Source organism: Hydrogenophaga sp., assembly GCF_011390835.1.
GTDB lineage: Bacteria > Pseudomonadota > Gammaproteobacteria > Burkholderiales > Burkholderiaceae_C > Hydrogenophaga.
The window spans coordinates 41926-63014 of the sequence record NZ_JAABRQ010000022.1 but is presented as its reverse complement, the minus strand read 5'-3'; the positions used below and the strand labels follow the sequence as shown (position 1 = coordinate 63014).

Annotated in this window: 18 protein-coding genes; 8 read left to right on the top strand and 10 right to left on the bottom strand. The window is 65.4% G+C overall.

Annotated features, from left to right (window positions below):
- The first annotated feature begins 78 nt into the window (after positions 1-78).
- Complete coding sequence (locus GPT34_RS13525; protein ID WP_291013381.1) at positions 79-1077, top strand: phosphatase PAP2 family protein; 999 nt, start codon at positions 79-81, stop codon at positions 1075-1077.
- On the top strand, positions 1074-3092 hold the full coding sequence (locus GPT34_RS13520) for a hypothetical protein (protein WP_291013378.1): 2019 nt from the start codon (positions 1074-1076) through the stop codon (positions 3090-3092). Before GPT34_RS13525 ends, GPT34_RS13520 begins: the two co-directional genes overlap by 4 nt.
- Positions 3093-3158: 66 nt before the next feature.
- On the opposite strand, the gene GPT34_RS13515 is transcribed toward GPT34_RS13520, so the two are convergent.
- The 4 genes from GPT34_RS13515 to GPT34_RS13500 all read right to left on the bottom strand — a co-directional run bounded on the left by GPT34_RS13515 (position 3159) and on the right by GPT34_RS13500 (position 7648).
- Positions 3159-3809: a Crp/Fnr family transcriptional regulator gene (locus GPT34_RS13515; protein ID WP_291013375.1), complete on the bottom strand. Its 651-nt coding sequence runs from the start codon at positions 3807-3809 to the stop codon at positions 3159-3161.
- 7 nt (positions 3810-3816) lie between these two features.
- On the bottom strand, positions 3817-4512 hold the full coding sequence (locus GPT34_RS13510) for a LuxR C-terminal-related transcriptional regulator (protein WP_291013373.1): 696 nt from the start codon (positions 4510-4512) through the stop codon (positions 3817-3819).
- A gap of 177 nt (positions 4513-4689) precedes the next feature.
- A complete protein-coding gene (locus GPT34_RS13505) occupies positions 4690-6396 on the bottom strand; it encodes a thiamine pyrophosphate-binding protein (RefSeq protein WP_291013371.1) in 1707 nt (568 codons plus the stop codon).
- Positions 6397-6418: 22 nt separating this feature from the next.
- Positions 6419-7648 carry an MFS transporter gene (locus tag GPT34_RS13500; protein ID WP_291013368.1) on the bottom strand — a complete coding sequence of 410 codons (1230 nt, stop codon included), beginning with the start codon at positions 7646-7648 and terminating at the stop codon, positions 6419-6421.
- Between the two features lie 226 nt (positions 7649-7874).
- Between GPT34_RS13500 and GPT34_RS13495 the strand changes: the two genes are divergently transcribed.
- Positions 7875-8132 carry a hypothetical protein gene (locus GPT34_RS13495; protein ID WP_291013366.1) on the top strand — a complete coding sequence of 86 codons (258 nt, stop codon included), beginning with the start codon at positions 7875-7877 and terminating at the stop codon, positions 8130-8132.
- 29 nt (positions 8133-8161) lie between these two features.
- On the opposite strand, the gene GPT34_RS13490 is transcribed toward GPT34_RS13495, so the two are convergent.
- Complete coding sequence (locus GPT34_RS13490) at positions 8162-9589, bottom strand: coniferyl aldehyde dehydrogenase (protein ID WP_291013364.1); 1428 nt, start codon at positions 9587-9589, stop codon at positions 8162-8164.
- A gap of 83 nt (positions 9590-9672) precedes the next feature.
- Complete coding sequence (locus tag GPT34_RS13485; protein ID WP_291013362.1) at positions 9673-10392, bottom strand: GntR family transcriptional regulator; 720 nt, start codon at positions 10390-10392, stop codon at positions 9673-9675.
- Between the two features lie 119 nt (positions 10393-10511).
- Here GPT34_RS13485 and dctP point away from each other — a divergent pair, with 119 nt between their 5' ends.
- Genes dctP through GPT34_RS13460 form a run of 5 tightly spaced genes read left to right on the top strand, consistent with a single transcriptional unit; the run spans position 10512 to position 16249 of the window.
- The gene (gene dctP, locus GPT34_RS13480; protein ID WP_291013360.1) at positions 10512-11516 is read left to right on the top strand and encodes a TRAP transporter substrate-binding protein DctP; all 1005 of its coding nucleotides are present in this window, start codon (positions 10512-10514) and stop codon (positions 11514-11516) included.
- Complete coding sequence (locus tag GPT34_RS13475; protein WP_291013358.1) at positions 11506-12045, top strand: TRAP transporter small permease; 540 nt, start codon at positions 11506-11508, stop codon at positions 12043-12045. The genes dctP and GPT34_RS13475 overlap by 11 nt, the downstream gene beginning before the upstream one ends.
- 24 nt (positions 12046-12069) lie before the next feature.
- The gene (locus GPT34_RS13470; protein WP_291013355.1) at positions 12070-13377 is read left to right on the top strand and encodes a TRAP transporter large permease; all 1308 of its coding nucleotides are present in this window, start codon (positions 12070-12072) and stop codon (positions 13375-13377) included.
- A gap of 6 nt (positions 13378-13383) precedes the next feature.
- Entirely contained in the window at positions 13384-14673 is a 1290-nt protein-coding gene (locus tag GPT34_RS13465) for a malonyl-CoA decarboxylase (protein ID WP_291013351.1), read from the top strand.
- Positions 14674-14710: 37 nt separating this feature from the next.
- Positions 14711-16249, top strand: coding sequence for a malonyl-CoA synthase (locus GPT34_RS13460; protein ID WP_291013348.1), 1539 nt, complete (start codon positions 14711-14713; stop codon positions 16247-16249).
- A 73-nt stretch (positions 16250-16322) separates the two neighbouring features.
- On the opposite strand, the gene clpB is transcribed toward GPT34_RS13460, so the two are convergent.
- The 4 genes from clpB to glp all read right to left on the bottom strand — a co-directional run bounded on the left by clpB (position 16323) and on the right by glp (position 21074).
- On the bottom strand, positions 16323-18941 hold the full coding sequence (clpB, locus tag GPT34_RS13455) for an ATP-dependent chaperone ClpB (RefSeq protein WP_291013344.1): 2619 nt from the start codon (positions 18939-18941) through the stop codon (positions 16323-16325).
- Positions 18942-19062: 121 nt separating this feature from the next.
- Complete coding sequence (locus GPT34_RS13450; protein WP_291013341.1) at positions 19063-19536, bottom strand: molybdenum cofactor biosynthesis protein MoaE; 474 nt, start codon at positions 19534-19536, stop codon at positions 19063-19065.
- Positions 19537-19788, bottom strand: a complete 252-nt coding sequence (locus GPT34_RS13445) for a MoaD/ThiS family protein (RefSeq protein ID WP_291013338.1) — start codon at positions 19786-19788, stop codon at positions 19537-19539.
- Positions 19785-21074: a gephyrin-like molybdotransferase Glp gene (gene glp / locus GPT34_RS13440; RefSeq protein WP_291013335.1), complete on the bottom strand. Its 1290-nt coding sequence runs from the start codon at positions 21072-21074 to the stop codon at positions 19785-19787. Before glp ends, GPT34_RS13445 begins: the two co-directional genes overlap by 4 nt.
- Between the last annotated feature and the right edge of the window lie 15 nt (positions 21075-21089).

Here is a 21089-nt window from a genome sequence, read left to right as displayed (position 1 = left end):
GGAGGTATGAGTGGAGGTATGAGTGGAGGTATGAGTGGAGGTATGAGTGGAGGTATGAGTGGAGGTATGAGTGGAGGTATGAGTGGAGGCCTGCTCAATCCAGATGCCCTCACCATCAGCCGAGCAGCCATCGTCGGACCCTTCACCGGCCCCGCTCTGCACGTTCCGGAGCCCGCCTTCAACGTCCCGCACAACCTCGCTCGCTGGGCCGACGGGCCGCGGGTCACCGCCTGTTTCACCGAGCTGGTCGAAGGCCTGGTGTTTGATGCCAACAACAGCGCCAAACGCGCCACACTGGGTTACGCCAACCTGCAAGCGCGGACCATCCAGCGCAAGACGCTGCTGACCCTGCGCGCGCCCAGCCATGCGCAACTTAAAAAGCAGCTCGACCTGGTGGCTGCCTACGCCGACCTGCGGCCTGACCGAGCCGCTGAAGTCGTGGCTCAGGTCGGCTTCCCCCTGCCGTTCTGGTCTTCGGTGATCGGCCTGCACGACCACCGCCACAAGAAGACCTTGCAGCTGCTGGACCTCGCGTTTGGCCTGGCGGTGCATGTAGAGATGCGGTTCAAGCAAGTCTTTGCCGTGATCCGGCCAGACGAGCTTTCGCCCCAGATCCAGCCCCTGATCCCCACGCCCGGCCACGGCAGCTGGCCCAGCGGCCACGCCACCGAAGCGTTCGTCACCGCCACCGTGCTGGAAGCGCTGCTGGATGCTGCCTCCCCACGCGGGCAGAAAAATGGCCAGGCCTGCCACGAGCAGCTGCAACGGCTGGCCGCGCGCATCGCGACCAACCGCGTGGTGGCCGGCGTGCACTACCCCGTCGACAGCGCGGTCGGCCGCTTGCTGGGCACGGCCCTGGGTGAGTTCCTGGTGGCGCGCGCCAACGGCGGCAAAACCCACGAGCGCGGTTTTGATGCGCGGGACTACGTGGAACCCAACGGCAGCGCGCTCGATTTCTCCCTGCATCAGTCGCTGGACCACGGCCACGGTTATTCGCGGGTGGCACGCGCCACACCCGTGGCCCGTTCCCCGCTGATGGACTGGCTTTGGAAGGAAGCGGTCAAGGAGTGGCAATGAGCAGCCAGCCGCCCAGCCCCTGGCGGCCCCTGCCGACTGGCGTTTTCAGCGGCACCCCTTGGAGCCAGCCTGGCGCCATCGACGGACAAGACCCTTACCTGGCCTGGGCCGAGGCCGATGACTTTGCAGGTTATGCCCAGCACCACGGTGGGCACGAGCCGCTGAAATGGCTGCCCATCGTGATAGAGCTGGCGCCGGGTGTCGACGTGGCGGCGCTGGTGGCCGCCTCCAACACACGCTGGCTGCAGATTCCCCGCGTCTACCTCGATCTGCGCCACCGTCTGCCGGGCCTGCGCTACTGCAGTGCGCGGGTGACGTCGCGGTTTTTCAAGCAGCTGCGTCAAACGCCCGCGTTTCAGGCGCTGATCGCGCGCTTCGAGCTGGGCTTGCCCGTGGGTCAACACACCCACCCCTTGAACGACCCCTGCGAGCCGTTTCACCTCAGCACCCCGAGAGCCAGCACCGCCACGCCTCGTGGTTTGCGCGGCCCCGTGCTGGGCCTGATCGACGGCGGACTGGCCCTGGCCAATGCCGCGTTTCTGGATGCCCGCGGCCGCACGCGCGTGAAGCATTTCTGGCGCCAGGACAGCTGCTACGGCGGCCCCTGGCCAGGGCAGAACCACCATGGCGATGGCCATGTGCCGCTGGACCCGGCGCGAGCCGGCCCCACCCCACCCGAAATGGGCTATGGCCACACGCTGGATGCCACCGGCATCAACGCGGCCATGGCCCGCTTCACCCCATCCGGCGGCACACTGGACGAAGACGCGCTGTACCGCCACTTCCAGCTCTGGGATCTGGCGCGGCCAGTGAACCACGGCACCCATGTGATGAGCCTGGCGGCCGGCTCAGTCACGCCGCACCTGCCACAGGCCGACGCGGCCAGCCGCTGCGACCTGATCGCGGTGCAGCTGGACTGGTCCAACATCCTGGACACCTCGGGTGGTGCAATGAACGTGAGCGTGCTCGACGCGCTGATGTTCATCCTCGCGCGCTGTGCGCCCAGCGCCGAGCTGGTGGTCAACATCAGCTGGGGCACGCTGGCTGGCCCTCACGACGGCAGCTCCATCCTGGAAGCGGCGATGGACCAGGCGATCGAGCTGCTGGGCGATCGCCTGCAGATCACCGTACCCGCCGGCAACGCCTACCAGAGCCGCACCCACGCCAATGCCGAGCTGAAACCCGGCGCGGTCGAAACCCTGCACTGGCGCGTGCTGCCCGACGACCGCACGCAGAGCTTCCTGGAAATCTGGCTGCCCGAGAGCGCCGACGCGGTGGCCATCGAAGTGACACCACCGGGTGCCAGCCAGCCTTTGCCAGCGCTGCACCTGGGCGAAGCAGGTCTGTGGGCAGGCGAGCCTGACGGCCACCCGGGCAAGCACAAGCCACACCCGATCTGCGGCCTCGTCATGCCGCGCCGCTCGGCGCTAGGTGCCCACGGCACCTGCGCCCTGCTTGCGCTCGCACCCACCTTTGCCTGGGACGCCCACACGGCCACCGCCCCCTTTGGCGTCTGGCAGGTGCGCGTCATCAACCAGGGCCAACACACCTGGCCGTTTGACGCCTACATCGAGCGCGACGACGTGGCCCTGGGCCAACACACGGGCGCGCGCCAGTCTTACTTTGAGGATGCGCGCTATGACACCAGCGGCAACCTACACAGCTTCGTCGACGACCCGGCCAACCCCACGCCAATCCGCCGCAGCGGCACCTTCAACAGCCTGTCCACCGGGCAGCGCACCATCAGCGTGGGCGGCACGCGGTGGGTGTTTGACCCGGGCCTGGGTGCCCTGGGCCGTTTCGCCCGCTATTCCCCGCCCGTGCCCGACCCCGATGCAGCCAGGCACCAGCGCTCGGGCGTGAAGCGGGTGCCGGACACGCTGCAGCCCAGCGACGACAACGCTGCGCTCTGGGGCGTGCTGGGCGCGGGCAGTTTGAGCGGCAGCACGGCGCGGCTGGCAGGCACCAGCTCATCGGCGCCGCAAGAGGCGCGCCGCCGGATCGACCGCGACTGAGCCAGCGCGCACAGCGACAACCACGAGGCGGGTAGCAAGAGGAGTTTGAGGCGCTTAGCCGGCGGCCTACCAGCGCGCGGGCAAGGGCTTGAGCAGCCAGATCCAGCGCTCGCGCACCTCGACGTAGCCACCAGTTTCCAGATCGCGCATCAGGCGGCTCACCATTTCGCGCGAGCAAGCCAGGTGTTGCGCCATGGCCTGGTGGGTGATGCGTTCGCTCAGCACGCGCTCGCCGTGGGCGTCGGGCTCACAGGCCATCTGGTTGAGCAGGCGTACCAGCCGGCCGTAAACATCGATCAGCGCCACACTGCGCGCGCTCTCGGTGGCCAGACGGGCGCGGCGGATGAGCCGCCCCATGAGTTCGAGCGCAAATTCGGGCTGGGCCGCGATGTAGGCGAGCAGGATGTCGCGCGTGACCACCGCGCACAGGCTGGTTTCCAGCGCTTCCACGTTGGCCGAGCGAGGTCCGCCGTCGAGCGACATTTCGCCCACGTACTCCAGCGGGCCGTAGATGCCGAGGGTGAGTTCCTTGCCGCTGTTGTCCCCCAGAAAGGCCCGAAGCCGGCCCTGGAGCACGATGTACAGCGTGTCGCCCAGCTCGCCTTCCTGGATCAGCAGCGCGCCGCGCCGGTAGCGCCGTTGCACCCCCAACTTGGCCAAGGCTTCGATATGCTGGTGGGGATGGTCTGGGTCGGGGGGGGCAATGGCGCGGGGCATTCAGCGATCAGGGGTGGGCAAACTCCGAGGCATTGTGAGGCATGGGCGTGATGATGCGCAAGGCAGGCACCACGGGCGGCAGGCTGTTGACGCGCTGGATCAGGCGGCGGATGCTGGAGCAGCCGGTTTTTTCACGCAGCGACTTGACCTGGCTGCGCACGGTGGACTGGGCCACGCCATTTTCCTTGGCGATGTCGGCCACCTCCAGCCCGCGACACAGACTGATCATCACGCCCTCCTCGCTCGGGCTCAGGTGCTGGGCCCGGGCGTACATGCGCACGGCCAGGTTGTCGCAAGCGTTCTGACGCGAGAGCAGCACCAGTACCGAAGGCGAGTCAGTCTCCAGCGGGTGGCTGAGCGGGATGAAAGCCACCGGCAGCTCGCGCTGGTCGATCTTGAGAAACACCAGCTTACGCTGACCGCGGCAGGCATGCTCCACACCCATCTGGATCTGTTCGCTGAGCGCGGTGTTGCGACCGGTCAGCGTGTTGCTGACCGACGCGATCAGGTGGCCGGTGAGCAGCTCGTGGCGCGCCAGGTGGTTGGTCTGCAGGATCTGGCTGTTGGCGTTGATCACGAGGATGCCGTAGTCAATCTCGTCGAGCACACGCAGCATTTGCCCAAAGCCCAGGCCAGGGCTGTCCTGTCGAACGTGGGCGGCGCCTGCGCTGGTGCCCCATCCGGATTCATTGACTTGCCACATGATTCAGCCCTCCATCGGTGTTTCAGTGGTTCCAATGTAGGACGCAAGCCGCGTCGCGAGAGGTATCACGGTGCCACGCAGCGTGTGACATAGTTCCGAACTTTTCAGCACCCAACCGACACTTCGACCCGGTTTTCCAGGCTGTTTCACGCTTGGGCGGCGTGGAAAAACGGGCGATCACCGCCCGTTCTTGACCGCCTGTTCGCGAATGGCGCTGAGCGTGCCGCGGGTGGTGATGACCTCGGTGTCCAGCATCAGCTCGATCACCGTGCCGCCCTCGGACGCCAGCGCCCGCTGCAGCGCGGGCTCAAACCCCTCGGTGGACAACACCTGCTCGGCGGCGTAGCCATAGGCCCGCGCCAGAGCGCAGAAATCAGGGTTGACCAGCCCCGAGCCGCTCAGGTGCGCCGGGTACTCGCGCTCCTGGTGCATGCGGATGGTGCCGAAGCTGGCGTTGTTGACCAGCAGGATGATGCTGTGCGCGCCATGCATCACGGCAGTGGCCAGCTCCTGCCCATTCATGAGGAAGTCGCCGTCGCCAGCGATGGTGAACACGGTGCGCCCGGTGAGGATGGCCGCTGCAATGCCCGCCGGCACGCCGTAGCCCATGGCGCCGTTGGTGGGCGCGAGCTGGGTCTTGTGGCCCTTCACCAGGCCGTGGTAGCGGTAGAAGCGGTGCAGCCAGCTGGCGAAGTTGCCCGCGCCGTTGGTGAGCACCGCATCGGCAGGCAGGTGGGCCTGCAGGCTGTGGATGATGGCCGGCATGTCGATGGGGCCTGGCAGGCGGATGCCGCCGTTCTGCACATCGACATTGGCCTCGTAATCGGCATGGCAGGCCGCAGCCCAGGCGGTCCATGCGAGCTCCGGCGGTGCAGTCAACACCTCCAGGCTGCGCGCGGCGGCGTTCATGGTGGCGCAGATTGCCAGCGTGGGCTGATAGACGCGGCCCAGCTCTTCGGCACTCGAATGGATGTGCACCAGTTTCTGCCGGGGCATCGGCGCCTCGATCAGCGTGTAGCCGCCGGTGGTGGACTCACCCAGCCGTGGACCGATGGCGATCAGCAGGTCGCTCTCGCGCACACGTCGGGCCAGCGCCGGGTTGATGCCCAGGCCGACGTCGCCGGCGTACAGCGGGTGGTGGTTGTCGAACGTGTCTTGAAAGCGGAAGGCGTTGGCCACCGGCAGTTGCCAGTTTTCAGCGAAACGCTGCAGCGCGGCGGCGGCCTGGGGCGTCCAGCCGCCACCGCCCGCGAGCACCAGCGGTCGCTCGGCGGCCAGCAGGCGTTCGCGCAGCTGCCGCAACGAGCCAGGATCGGCCCAGCTTTGCACCGGCTCCAGGCGAGGCAGCGGCTCGGCGTCCACCATCTCGGTCAGCATGTCTTCCGGCAGCACCAGCACCACCGGACCGGGCCGCCCGTTCATCGCGGTGGCAAAGGCGCGCGCCACGTATTCGGGAATGCGCCGGGCGTCATCGATGCGCTCGACGCGCTTGGCCATGCCCTTGGTGCTGGGGCCGAAGAAAACCGCGTAGTCGACCTCCTGGAAGGCCTCGCGGTCGCGCGCGTCACTGGCCACGTCACCCACGAACAGCACCATGGGGGTGGAGTCCTGAAAAGCGGTGTGCACGCCGATGGACGCGTTGGTCGCGCCCGGCCCGCGCGTCACGAAACAGACGCCGGGTCGGCCGGTGAGCTTGCCCTGGGCGTCGGCCATGAAGGCGGCGCCGCCTTCCTGGCGGTTGGTGATGAAACGGATGCGGTCGGCGTGGGCGTGAAAACCGTCCAGCACCGCGAGATAACTTTCGCCCGGCACGCCAAAGGCGTGGGTCACACCCTGGGCAATGAGGCATTCGACCAGGAGGTGGCCAGCGAGTCGAGAGGTCATGGGCAAAGGAATCAAGACAACATCAGGCCGTGCGGCGGCCCACACCGAGGGCGGCAAACACCGCGAGGAACAGCACCAGCGCGGCACCGACCAGGGTGGTGCCATACCAGCCACGGTCCATGAGCTGGCCAAACACCAACGGCGACAGGGCAAAGCCGACGTCCAGCCCGGAGTACACCGTGCCGTAGACACGGCCGGTCGCGCCCTTGGGCGTGGCTTTCTTGATCATCATGTCGCGGCTCGGCCCGCCCACGCCGACCGCAAACCCGGTGGCAGCCAGCGCCACCATGGTGCCCACACCACCCAGCCAGCCGGTTGCGCAGACCAGCAGCAGCAGCGCACCGGCGGACATGGCGTACGCCACGACGCGGTCGCTGGAGAGATGGTGTTGCTGGCCATAGGCCGCCACAAACCCGCCCACCAGCATGCCCACCGCACCGCTGAGCATGTAGGCGCTGATGGTGAGCGTGGCCGCCTCCATGCTCACGCCGTGCAGGCTTTGCAGGATGGAGGGCGCAAAGCTCTGCACCACCGCCAGCGTCATGGTGGAGAGCAGGAAAAAGGCAAAACACCACCAGACCACCGGCAGCCTCAGGTAGGCCAGTTCGGCTCCCTTGGGCGCGTTCAGCTCGCGCACCACGACTTCGGTGCGCAAGTGCTCGCGCTGCCAGAAGAGCACGGCCAGCACGACCGCATACAGAACGGCCGCTGCGAGGTAAGCGGTGCGCCAGTCGGCCAGCGCTGTGATCCCGACCAGAAACGCTGGCGCCAGCGCCCAGCCCAGATTGCCGGTGAGCCCATGGGCACTGAAGGCGTGACCCAGGCGCGGCGCCGACACGCGCTGGTTGAGGATGGTGAAATCCGCCGGGTGGAACGGTGCATTGCCCAGCCCGGCCAGCGCGGCCACCAACACCAACCCGGCATAGCCGCTGGTCTGCGAGGCGAGCAAAGAAGCGAGCAAAAAACAGCCGATGGCACTGAACAGCACCGGGCGGGCGCCCAGACGGTCAACCACAAAGCCCGCGAGCGCCTGACCCACGCCGGAGATCACGAAAAAGATGCTGACCAGCAAACCAACGTCGGAGTAGCTCAGGCCGAAGTCGCGGATGAAGACCGGGAACAGGGGTGCCAGCAGCAGGTGGGAAAAGTGGGACGTGCCATGCGCCAGGCCAACCAGACCGATCACGGTTGCGTCACGGCGCAGAGGGACCGGTGGCGCGGCGGCGGTGTCATCGAGGGCGGCGGTCGTCATGAGGCCGCTATCGTACGCCGCCGCCTGCGGCCTCGCTGGCAGGCTCGAGACAGTGCACAGGACTGGGCCGACGCAGCGCGCCATGCACCGCCCTGGTGAGCAACCTGCCCCATGGCCGGGACCCGTGCGCTGTCAAGGCCCTGTCACACACCCGAACTATGCTGGTACGCATCTTGCATTTGCACAACAATCGCCACTTGCATGGCGGCACGCAGGGGAAGCCAACATGAACAGCTATCAACGATTCTGCAAAACCGCCAAGGCCTGGGACATGCTGGTCCAGCCGGCCCGCATGGGACGCTGCGCCCACAGCTTGCTGCTGCTGGCCAATGGCCGGCGCAGCGAGCAGGAGTTGTCTCTGTTGCTGGGCACCGACGTGTCGGACCTGGCGCGCGACCTGCAGGCAGACGGCTATCTGCAGCCAGTCGACTTCATTCCCTCAGACGATCCTGAAACTGAGCTTGAGCAGCGCACGCTCAACTGAGCGAGCGCCGGCGTTTCAGCGCGCACTGCTCAGAGCCAGCGCTTGAGCAGGCCCATGACGCGGTCGAACTTCGCCCCATAGGGTGGGTAGAAGACGTCGCTGATTGCAAAGCGCGACTGCACCATCACCGGCTTTTGCTGGGTGAAGCGCAGGAAACCCGCTTCACCGTGGTACGCGCCCCAGCCACTTTCGCCCACCCCGCCAAACGGCAGGTTCTCATGGGCGATGTGCATCAGCGTGTCGTTCACCGTCACGCCACCGCTCACGGTGCGGCTGAGTAGTCGATCGCAGGCGATGTGGTCGGTGCCGAACCAGTACAAGGCCAGGGGTCGCGGGCGCTCGTTGATATATTGCACAGCGTCGTCCATGCCGTCGTAGACCAGCACAGGCAGCACCGGGCCGAAAATTTCCTCAGCCATCAGGCGGGAATCGGCGGGTGCGTCGAACACCAGCGTAGGCGCCATCTGGCGGTTGAGCGGTGCGCCAGCGGTCTGGCCGCCCTGCCCCAGCGTCACCACGCGCGCGCCCTGTGATGCCACGTCGGCCACCAGGGATTGCAGGCGGGCCTGGTGGCGCTCGGTGAGGATGGCGGTGTAGTCCGGATTGCCGGCGATGGTGGGAAACAGGCGCTGCACGGCGGCGGTGAAGGCCTGCTCGAACGCCGCCTCCATGCCGCGTGGCAGCAGCACGTAGTCAGGCGCGATGCAGGTCTGGCCGCCGTTGAGCAACTTGCCGTGCGCGATCTTGAGCGCCGCATCGGCCAGGTTGACCGAGCGGTCGATCACACAGGGCGACTTGCCGCCCAGTTCCAGTGTGGTCGGCGTGAGGTTGGCCGCGGCGGCGGCAGCGACCTTGCGGCCCACCGCGGTGGACCCGGTGAACAGCAAGTGGTCAAACGGCAAGCTTGCAAATTCGTGCGCCACATCGGCCCCGCCCTGCACCACGCACAGCTCGTCGGCCTCAAAGGTCTCATGCAGCAGCTTGGCCAGCAAGGCAGAGCTGTGTGGCGTGAGCTCGCTGGGCTTGATCATCACCCGGTTGCCAGCGGCCAGGGCGGTGGCGGCCGGGCCCAACGTGAGTTGCAGCGGGTAGTTCCAAGGGCCAATCACGCCCACCACGCCCAGCGGCTGGCGCTGGATGTAGGCGCTGGCAGGCTTGAGGTAGAGCGGCGTCTTCACGCGCTGCGGTTTGGTCCAGGCGGCCAAGTGCTTTTCCAGGTCGCCCAGCAAGGCACGCAACACGAGGAAGTCGGCGACCTCGGTCAACTGGGGCGAGCGCACGCCGAAGTCGGCCTGTACCGCATCGGCCAGGGCCGCACCGTGGGTGTTGATGAGGGCGCGCATGCGCTTGAGGCGGTCGCGCCGGACCGCCAGGGGCACATCGATCTGAGCGCGGCTGGCCTGGTACTGGGCGTCGAACAGCGCGCGCATGGGAATGTCGGGTGGAGCTTGCGTCATGGAGCCATGATAGTCAGCCTAGGCACTCAACAATAGACCCGCCACCCCAGCAACCGGGTTTCGAATGGGTCGCAATCAGCGAATCAGGCGCCCAGGCGTTGCAGGGGCTCAATGCGCAGGGTGCGCGCAGGGGGCGCCAGCGGCTGGCTGGCCAGGCTCATGAGGTCGGTGAACCGCTGCCCTTGAATCAGCACGTGATCACGCGCGGCCTGCGCCGCGGCTTCTTCCTCACCCTGCTGGAGCGCCCGCACGATATCGCGGTGCTCCTGCAGCGACTGTGACATGCGGTTGCGCAACTGCAGCTGCAGGCGCCGGTAGGGCTTGAGGCGGTTTTTGAGCAACTGGGTCTGCTGCACAAGAAACGCGTTGCCACAGGCCTGGTAGATCAGCTGGTGAAACTGCTCGTTGGCATAGTAGTAGGCGTTGCTGTCCTGCGTGGCGCACTGCGCCTCGCAGGCCACCAGGGCAATCTCGATGTCTCGCAGGGCCGCCTGCGATACGCGGCGCGTGGCCAGGCGCGCGCACATGGCTTCCAGCTCAGCCATGACTTCAAACATCTGGATCAGCTCGGGCATGCCGACCTGTGCCACAAAGGTGCCGCGCTTGGGCTGCACCGCGACCAGGCCACTGATCTCAAGTTGCTGCAGGGCTTCGCGCACTGGCGTGCGCGACACTCCAAAACGCGCCATCAGCTGCTCAATCTGCACCTGCTCGCCCGGGCGCATGCGGCCGTTGACGATGTCGTCTTCCAGCTGGTCTCGCACCTGTTGCACACGGGAGCGGGTGGGTGAGTCGGCTTTCATGACGGCTGCTCCGGCTTGGACGGGCTCGGGGTAACTCCTAGGCCAGTCCTTGTGATGATGCACATAACATCCATGAGGTTTTATACAACATCACCGCCCCCACCAACAGGAGACAAACCATGACCCGATCTTTCAAATTCAGCTTCACCGCCTTGGGCATCGCCGCCCTCATCGGTCTGTCCAGCGCCGCCCAGGCCCAGGTGGTGCTTAAGGCATCCCACCAATTCCCGGGGGGCAAAGGCGACGTGCGCGACGAGATGGTGCAGATGATTGCCCGCGACGTTGCCGCGGCCAATGTGGGCGTGGAGATCAAGGTCTTTCCGGGTTCCAGCCTGGTCAAAGCGCAAGAGCAGTGGAAAGCCATGCTGAGCGGGCAGATCGACATGACCTCGCTCCCGCTGGATTACGCCTCGGGCTTCCACCCGCAGTTCGGCGCCACGCTGATGCCAGGCCTGGTCAAAGGCCACGCCCATGCGCGCCGCATCAACGACTCTGCGTTCATGAAAGACATCAAGGGCATCATTGAAAAAGGTGGTGCGAAGGTGCTGGCCGACGCCTGGCTGGCAGGCGCATTCGCCGGCAAGGACAAGTGCATCAAAAAGCCCGAAGATGTGGTCGGCATGAAGATGCGTTCGGCTGGCGCCACCTTCTCGCAGATGTGGGCGGGTGCGGGTGCCTCCATCGTCTCGATTCCTTCGAGCGAGGTGTACAGCGCACTGCAGCAGGGTGTGGCTACCGCCACCGACACCTCCTCCGGCAGCTTTGTTTCGTTCCGCCTGTACGAGCAACTCAAGTGCATCACCGCACCTGGCGACAATGCGCTGTGGTTCATGTACGAGCCGGTGCTGATCTCGATGAAGAGCTGGGACAAGCTGAACGATGCTCAGAAAAAGGCACTGATGGCCGCTTCGCAGAAGGCTGAAGCCTACTTTGAGGCCGAGTCCAAGAAGCTCGACGACAAAATGGTGGAAACCTTCAAGGCCAACAAGGTTGAGGTGGTCACGCTCACCGACGCCGAGGCCGAAGCTTGGCGCGCTGTGGCCCAGAAGACCTCCTACAAGGAATTCGCTGACAAGGTCCCCGGCGGCAAGGAGCTGATCGAGAAGGCCCTGAGTGTCAAGTAACGAGCGTCCGCTGCCCGCTTGGGTGGCTGGGGTGCACGCAGCGTCGCGCCTGTTTGGCGTGGTCGCTGCGGGCATGATCCTGGTGTCGATCGCAGTGGTGTGCCAGATGGTATTCGTGCGGGCGGTGCTCAACGAATCGTCCATCTGGCAGACCGAGTTCGTGATGTACCTGCTGGTCGCCGCCACCTTCATCGGAGCGCCCTACATATTGCTCACCCGCGGCCATGTCGCGGTGGACGTGGTACCCCTCATGGTGCGCCCGCGCATGCGGCGCCAGCTGCATCTGATCGGCAGTGTGATCGCGCTGGTGTTCTGCGGACTGTTTCTCTGGGCGTCCATTCCCTGGTGGCACGACACCTGGGTGAACAACCAGACGACGGCGTCCATGTGGCGCGCACGACTTTGGATTCCGTACCTTTCGGTGCCGGTGGGCTTGAGCCTGCTGTGCCTGCAGTACCTGGCCGAAGTGTGGCTGGTGATCACGCAACGTGAGCATCCGTTTGGTCTCTCACCCGACGATCGCATCTGACCTCCCCCTTTTCTTGGAGTCCGCATGAGTGCGCTCGCCATCGGTTTTCTGATTTTTCTCGTCACCATCCTGGTGCTGGCCACCGGGTTGCCCATCGCCTTTGGCCTGGGTGCGGTGGCGCTGCTGTTCATGGTGATCTTCGATGGCTGGAACAGCATCCACTTCGTCCCTGAGACCATCTTCGCAGGCCTGAGCGACTTCACCCTGGTGTCGCTACCCATGTTCGTGATCATGGGTGCGGCAGTGGCGAGCTCGCGCGCCGGCGGCGACCTCTACGAAGCCCTGGCCCGCTGGCTGCACCGGGTGCCGGGCTCGCTGGTGATCAGCAACATCGGCGCCTGCGCGCTGTTCTCAGCGCTCACGGGCTCTTCACCCGCCACCTGTGCTGCCATCGGCAAGATGGGCATTCCCGAGATGCGCAAGCGCGGCTACGACGCCGATCTGGCCACGGGCGCGATCGCCGCCGGCGGTACCCTGGGCATCCTGATCCCGCCCAGCATCACGATGATTCTGTACGGGATCGCTTCCGAGACCTCGATCGGACGGCTGTTCCTGGCCGGCGTGCTGCCGGGCCTGATGCTGACCGGTTTGTTCATGCTGTGGGCGCTGTTCATCAGCTGGAAGCGCGGCACGGTGCTGGTGGATGCCGACCGCATCTACAGCATGAAAGAAAAGCTGGAGCTGCTGCCCAGGCTTCTGCCCTTCATTGCCGTGATCGTCGGTGTGGTGTACGCGCTGTACGGCGGCATTGCGACGCCTTCAGAGGCGGCCGGCGTGGGTGCAGCGCTGTGCTTGCTGATGGTGATTGTGATCTACAAGGTCTGGAAGCCGATGGACCTTTGGGCGATCTTGCGCGACGGATTGCGCGAGTCAGGCATGTTGCTGATGATCATTGGCACCTCCATCTTGTTTGGCTACATGATGTCGTCGCTGCAAGTTACGCAGTCGGTAGCCGAGGCCATCGGCGAGATGCAGGTGAACAAGTGGGTGATTCTGGCCGCGGTCAACCTGCTACTGCTGGTCGCCGGCATGTTTCTGCCGCCAGCGGCCATCATCCTGATGACCACCCCGATCCTGATGCCGGTGATCACCGCAGCAGGCTTTGATCCGATCTGGTTCGGCGTCATCCTCACCATCAACATGGAGCTGGGCCTGATCACGCCGCCCGTGGGCCTTAACCTGTTCGTGATCAACAGCATCACACCCGATGTGCGCCTGCCCACCATCCTCAAGGGCGCGTTCCCCTTCATGATGTGCATGGTCGTGGCCATCGTCATCCTGTGCGTGTTCCCGGAGATCGCGACCTGGTTGCCCAAGACCTTGATGGGCTGATCCGCGATGCTCGACAAGCTGCTGCGCCTGACCCAGAAGGCCCGAGGCGACCGCACCCTTGAGCCGCTGCTTCGCTCTTGCCGCCAGCTCGTATCCGAGCGCGGGCAAGCCAATGTGTATGCGCTCGCGGTCGAGGTCATCGAAGGTTACCGGCAGGTGCCCGCTGCGCGACGCGAAGGCTTCTTTGCGGCATTGGCCACCGAGTTCGCGCCGGCGCCTACCGCCGTGCTGGCCGCCGCTACCCGCTATGCGCAGTCACCCGATGCCGATGCACTGGCCAAGCTGACGGAGGTGGTGGAGCCACCGCGCCAAGAGCTGCTGCGCCGGATCAACCGCGCACCCGGCGGCACCGCCATGCTGCTGTCCATGCGCTGCGACCTGCTGGCGCTGCGAAAGAACCAGCCCGAGCTGGCGGCGGTCGACGCTGATTTCCTTCACCTGCTCAGTTCCTGGTTCAACCCGGGATTTCTGCGCCTGGAGCAGGTGGACTGGCAATCGAGCGCGGCGCTGCTGGAGAAGATCATCCACCACGAAGCGGTGCATGAGATCAGCGGCTGGAACGACTTGCGCCGCCGCCTGCAACCCGACCGGCGCTGCTACGCCTTCTTCCACCCCCAGCTGGGGGACGAGCCGCTGATTTTTGTGGAAGTGGCCCTGGTCACTGAAATGGCCGACGCGATCGCCCCGCTGATCGAGTCGCCGCCCGACGCCTCATTAGCCGCCAAGGCGACCACCGCCGTTTTTTACTCCATCAGCAACTGTCAGCCAGGTCTGCGCGGCGTGTCGCTGGGCAATTTTCTGATCAAAAAGGTGGCCGACCAGCTCAAGCGCGAGCTGCCGCAGGTCAAGACCTTTTGCACGCTGTCGCCGGTTCCCGGATTCACCCGCTGGCTCAGCCATGCTGCCGACACCGAGACCCATATCGAATGGCGTTCAGCCATGCAACGGATCAAAGCCTGGCAGCAAGCCCACACCTCAGCACAGCCGGACGATGTGAAGCGCATGCCCAAAGGATTGCGCGAAGACCTGGTCTCGCTGGGTGCGCGCTACCTGGTCGAGTCCTCGCACGAGAGTCTGGGCGATCCGGTTGCGCGTTTCCATCTGGACAACGGTGCGCGCCTGGAGCGGGTGAATTTCGCCGCCGACCTTTCCCGAAAAGGCATTCGTCAGTCGCTGGGCCTGATGGTCAACTACCTGTACGACATCGGGTCGGTTGAGGCAAGACACCAGCAATTCGTTGACAACAAGGTCAGCCACGCGGCGGCCGTCAAACGCCTCTTGAAAACGCGGTCTTGAGACCGCGGTCCATCCGGCCTCTCGCGAGGTTTCTTCCATGAGCACCCAAGAATACAACCTCTACGCCCACTTCCAGTCGGTCTTCCGCCAGCATCCAGAGCGCGTCGCGATCGAATCCGACAGCGGTGAGCGCACCACTTTCGGTGAAATCGACCAGATCAGCGCCCGCATGGCGAACTGGCTGCACGCCAGCGGCGTGAAGCCCGGCGACCGGGTCATGGTGCAGGTGGAAAAGTCGGTACCCGCCCTGCTCTTCTACCTCGCCTGCCTGCGTGCCGGCGTGGTCTACGTGCCGCTCAACACCGCCTACCAGGCGGCAGAGCTGGCCTACTTCATCGCCAACGCCGAGCCACGCGTGTTCGTGTGTGACCCGGCCCGCGAGACAGCGCTGCGCGCCATCACCGAAGAACAGGGCGTGCCCACGCTGGTGAGCCTGGGCGCGGACGGCCAAGGCAGCCTGTTGGCGGCGGTGCAGACGCAGTCGAGCGAGCAGGCGGTTTGCTCGGTCAAGCCCGACGACCTGGCCGCCATCCTCTACACCAGCGGCACCACGGGACGCAGCAAAGGCGCGCAACTCACCCACGGCAACCTGACGTCCAATGTGCACGTCCTGCTGAACCATTGGGACTGGCAGGCTGACGATGTGCTGATCCACGCGCTGCCGATCTTCCATGTGCACGGCCTGTTTGTCGCCGCGCACTGTGCACTCCTGAACGGCAGCAAGATGCTGTGGATCACCAAGTTCCAGCCGGCGCAGGTGCTGGCCTGGCTGCCGCAAGCCACCGTGTTCATGGGCGTGCCTACTCTGTATGTGCGGCTGCTGCAGGAAGCGGCGCTGACGCCTGCGGCCTGCAGCCACATGCGACTCTTCATCAGTGGTTCGGCCCCGCTGCTCACCGAAACCTTTGTCGAATGGCAGGCCCGTACCGGACACACCATCCTCGAGCGCTACGGCATGAGCGAAACCATCATGCTCACGTCCAACCCCTGCCGGCCCGCAGACGGCGAGCGCAAGGGTGGCACGGTCGGCCGACCGCTGCCGGGCGTGCAGGTGCGCTGCGTCGATGAACAAGGGGCGCCCTGCCCTGCGGGCGACATCGGCGGCATCCAGGTGAAAGGCCCCAATGTGTTTCCTGGATACTGGCGCATGCCCGAAGCCAACGCCAAGGAGTTCACCGCCGAAGGCTGGTTTCGCACCGGCGACGTGGGGCGCTTCGATGCCGACGGCTACATCACCATCGTGGGTCGCAGCAAAGATCTCATCATCACCGGCGGCTACAACGTCTACCCGGCCGAGGTCGAGGGCTACCTCAACGACTTGCCCGGCGTCGCCGAATCGGCGGTGATCGGCTGCCCGCACAGCGATTTTGGCGAAGGCGTGGTGGCGGTGGTCGTGCCCCAGCCCGGCGCCAGTCTCAACGCCGAACAATTGACGCAGACCATCAAGTCGCAGATCGCGGCCTTCAAAGTGCCCAAGCGGCTGTTCGTGGTGGACGAACTGCCGCGCAACGTGATGGGCAAGGTGCAGAAGAACCTGCTGCGCGACACCTACGCCAAGGTGTTCGACGCCGCCTGAGGTTACCGCCAAGAAAAAGGCCCGATGCGTTGGCTGCATCGGGCCTTGTTCTTGAGTTGCCGCTTCTGCTGTTTCAGTCGGCCAGTACCGCCTCACCGAACGTGAACACGCCCGGGTTTCGCACCGGGTCCACGTCCACGGGGATCACCGACTTGGGCGCGTAACGGCCTTCCAGCAGCAACTTGGACAGCGGGTTCTCGATGCGCTGCTGAATCGCGCGCTTGAGCGGACGCGCGCCGAACACCGGGTCGAAGCCCACCTTGGCCAGCTCGGCCACCGCAGCGGGCGAGACCTCCAGCCGCAGGTCCATCTTGTGAAGTCGGGCCTGCAAAGCTTTGAGCTGGATGCCCGCAATCGCCTCGATGTGCTGGGCATCGAGTGCGTGGAACACCACCGTCTCGTCGATACGGTTGAGGAACTCGGGCCGGAAATGCTCCTTGAGTTCGCCCCACACCGCGTCCTTCACCTCTTCATAAGGCTGGCCGACCATGGCCTGGATCATGTGGGAACCGATGTTGCTGGTCATGACGATCACTGTGTTCTTGAAGTCCACGGTACGACCCTGGCCATCGGTCAGACGGCCATCGTCGAGCACCTGCAGCAGCACATTGAACACGTCCGGGTGAGCCTTCTCGACCTCGTCGAGCAGCAACACGCTGTAAGGTTTGCGGCGCACGGCCTCCGTCAGATAGCCGCCTTCCTCGTAGCCAACGTAGCCGGGCGGCGCGCCGATCAGGCGGGCCACCGAGTGCTTCTCCATGAATTCGCTCATGTCGATGCGGATCAGGTGGTCTTCGCTGTCAAACAGGAACCCGGCCAGCGCCTTGCACAGCTCGGTCTTCCCCACGCCGGTCGGGCCGAGGAAGAGGAATGATCCCGTGGGTCGGTTCGGATCGGACAGGCCCGAGCGCGAACGGCGGATGGCGTTGGCCACGGCGCCAATCGCCTCATCCTGACCCACCACGCGCTGGTGCAGCTTGTCCTCCATGACCAGCAGCTTGTCGCGCTCGCCCTGCATCAGCTTGGCCACCGGAATGCCAGTGGCGCGCGCCACCACTTCCGCAATCTCTTCTGCACCCACCTGGGTGCGCAGCAGCTGGTGGCGACCCTTGCCTTCTTTGTCAGCCGCCTTGCCGGACTCGACTGCCTGGGCGTCCTTCAGACGCTTCTCCAGCTCGGGCAGCTTGCCGTACTGCAACTCGGCCACCTTGTTGAAGTCACCCTTGTCGGTGTAGCTCTTGATCTGAGAACGGATGCGATCCATCTCCTCCATCACGTCCTTGGAACCCAGCGCCTGCGCCTTCTCGGCCTTCCAGATCTCGTCCAGGTCGGAAATTTCCTTCTCCAGACGGACAATCTCCTCTTCGATCAGACCAAACCGCTTTTGCGACGACTCGTCCTTCTCGCGGCGCACCGCCTCACGCTCAATCTGCAGCTGGATCAGCCGGCGATCAAGCTTGTCCATCACCTCGGGTTTGGAGTCGAGCTCGATCTTGATCTTGGACGCCGCCTCGTCGATCAGGTCGATCGCCTTATCGGGCAGGAAGCGGTCGGTGATGTAGCGATGGCTGAGCTCGGCCGCTGCCACGATAGCCGGGTCGGTAATCTGCACGCCATGATGCACCTCGTACTTTTCCTGCAGGCCGCGCAGGATGGCGATGGTGGCCTCCACGCTGGGTTCACCGACCAGAATTTTCTGGAAGCGGCGCTCCAGCGCTGCATCTTTTTCAATGTATTTGCGGTACTCGTCGAGCGTGGTGGCACCCACGCAGTGCAGCTCACCGCGCGCCAGCGCGGGCTTGAGCATGTTACCGGCGTCCATCGCGCCTTCGGCCTTGCCCGCGCCCACCATGGTGTGCAATTCATCGATGAACACGATGGTCTGGCCTTCGTCCTTGGCCAGTTCGTTCAGTACGCTCTTCAGGCGTTCCTCGAATTCACCGCGAAACTTGGCGCCAGCGAGCAGAGCGGCCATATCCAGCGACAGCACCCGCTTGCCTTTGAGCGAATCGGGCACCTCTCCGGCCACGATGCGCTGCGCCAGGCCTTCGACGATGGCTGTCTTGCCCACACCGGGCTCGCCGATCAGCACCGGGTTGTTCTTGGTACGGCGCTGCAGCACCTGGATGGCGCGGCGGATCTCGTCGTCGCGGCCGATCACCGGATCGAGCTTGCCGGCTCGGGCGCGCTCAGTGAGATCCATGGTGTATTTCTTGAGCGCTTCGCGCTGGCCTTCGGCTTCCGGGCTGTCTACCTTCTGGCCACCGCGCACCGCATCGATCGCCGACTCCAGGCTCTTGCGCGACAGACCATTTTCGTTCGCCATGCGGCCGATGTCGCCTTTGGCGTCTGCCACGGCAAGCAGAAACAGCTCGCTGGCCAGAAACTGATCGCCGCGCTTGATGGCTTCCTTTTCGGTCGCCTGCAGCAGCTTGCCAAGGTCGGGACCGACCGTGACCTGGTCGTGGCCTTGCACGCTGGGCAGCCTCTTGACCGCCGCTTCGGCAGCCTTCGCCAGTCCGGGCACATTGACACCCGCGCGCTGCAGCAGCGACTGCGGGCCATCGGCCTGGCGCAGCATGGCCGCCAGCAGGTGGGCTGGTTCGATGAAGGCGTTGTCGTTGCCCAGCGCCAGCGTCTGAGCATCGCTCAGGGCTTCCTGGAACTTGGTGGTGAGTTTGTCGAGTCGCATGAAAGGTTCACTCCACGAAGGGTTGCATTACCAGTCATGTGGCACTGCCCTGCCCATTTTCAAGGCATGAGGGCCTAGCTGCGTTCGCGACCTGCGATCTACTTGACCCAGATCAAACCACTCAGGCGTTGCTGGCAGCGATGCCCCAGCGGGCCAGCGCCGCGTCGTCGCTGACGCGGGCATCGACCCAGCGTGCACCGCCGGGCGTCTGCTCCTTCTTCCAGAACGGCGCCTGAGTCTTGAGGTAGTCCATCAAGAACTCGCAGGCCTGGAAGCTCTGACCCCGGTGGGCAGAGCTGACCACCACGAGCACGATCTGGTCCAGCGGCATCAGCAGGCCCACCCGGTGGACCACCCGCGCGCCGAGGATGTCGAAGCGCCGGTGCGCCTCGTCGATCATGGTCTCGATAGCCTTCTCCGTCATCCCTGGGTAGTGCTCCAGCTCCATGGTGCTGACGCTTTGGCCTTCATTGCGGTCTCTGACGGTGCCGATGAAGCTGCACACAGCACCCACGCCCGGGTTGGTGGCGCGCAGGCGCGCCACCTCGGTGCTGAGGTCAAAATCTCTGGTCTGGATGCTGACCCGCGCGTGCATTCAGCCCCCTGTGACCGGTGGGAAAAAGCCGACCTCGGCGCCTTCGCTGAGCGCGGCCGTCTCATCGCTCATGGTCTGATTCAGCGCCAGGCGCACAGGCCTGCCACGTGCCAGCGCTTCTGCGTGTGCGCCGCCGCGCGCAATCAGCTCATCACGCAGGGCGCCCAGGGTGGAGGCTTCAGTCTGGACCAGTTCGCTGCCCTGGCCCAGTGTCTCGCGGATGGAGGCGAAATAGCGCAGGGTCACGTTCATGCCAGCAGCTCGGAAAAAGAGAGGTAAGCGACCAGATCGCCACGGGCGATGGTCGTGCCCGCCGGGTTGTCGACCAGACCGTCGCCCCAGACCGCCGAGGTGAGCACACCCGAGCTTTGGTTGGGAAACAGGTCGAGGCCCTCCTGATCGTTGCGGCGCACCCGCAGAAATTCCCGCCGCCTGTCGGCGCGGGGCAGCTCGAAGTGGGCGGGCAACATCACCGGTCGGCGCGTCGGCACGGTGGCGCCTTGGAGCGCCAGCAGGAAAGGCCGCACAAGCAACAAGAAAGTGGCGAAGCTGGACACCGGGTTGCCCGGTAGGCCCATGAAATGGCACGGCTGGGCTGCGGCCGCACCGGCGCCAGCGTCGCGCCTCACGGTGCCGTAGGCAAAAGGCTTGCCCGGCTTCATCGCGATCTGCCACAGGTCGAGCGTGCCGAGCTGCTGCACCGAGGGCTTGATGTGGTCCTCTTCGCCCACCGATACGCCGCCGCTGGTGAGGATGAGGTCGTGGTGATCGGCTGCGGTCTTGAGCGCGGCCAGGGTCAGCGCGCGCTGGTCGGGCACGATGCCGAGGTCGCTCACCTCGCAACCCAGTCGTTGCAGCAGGGTGCGCAGGAAAAAACGGTTGGAGTTGTAAATGGCGCCTGGCTTCATGTCGGACGGCGCGACCTCGCCTGGCATGACCAGCTCGTCGCCCGTGGAGAACAAGGCCACGCGCGGACGCCGCACCACCGGCAGCTTCGCCAGCCCCAGGCTGGCCGCCAGACCCAGGCTGGCAGGCGACAGGCGCTGGCCGCGCGGCAAAACCACTGCGCCGCGTGTGACGTCTTCACCTGCCCGACGCACCCACTGGCCCACGCCAGGTACGGCATCAATGTGCACCGCGTGCAGGTCGCCCCCGACCTCGCGGGTGTCTTCCTGCATCACCACCGCATCCGCCCCCTCGGGCATGGACGCGCCGGTGAAGATGCGCGCACAGGTGCCGGCTCGCAAGGGTTCGGCGGCATGACCCGCAGGAATGCGCTGCGACACCGGCAGCACCACGCCCGCCTCGGTCACGTCGGCCCGGCGCACCGCATAACCGTCCATGGAGGAGTTGTCCTGCGGCGGCACCTGCAGTTCGGACACCAGATCCACCGCCAGCACCCGACCATCGGCCTCGAAGGTGGCCACGGTCTCGGTGGCATTCAGCGGCAACGCGTGCGCCAGCAGTTGGTCCAGTGCCTGGTCGAGCGCCATCAGCGGCGCGCGCGCCGGTGAGGTCGGGGGGTGTGCGGTGTTCATGGGCTTGCAGGTCGG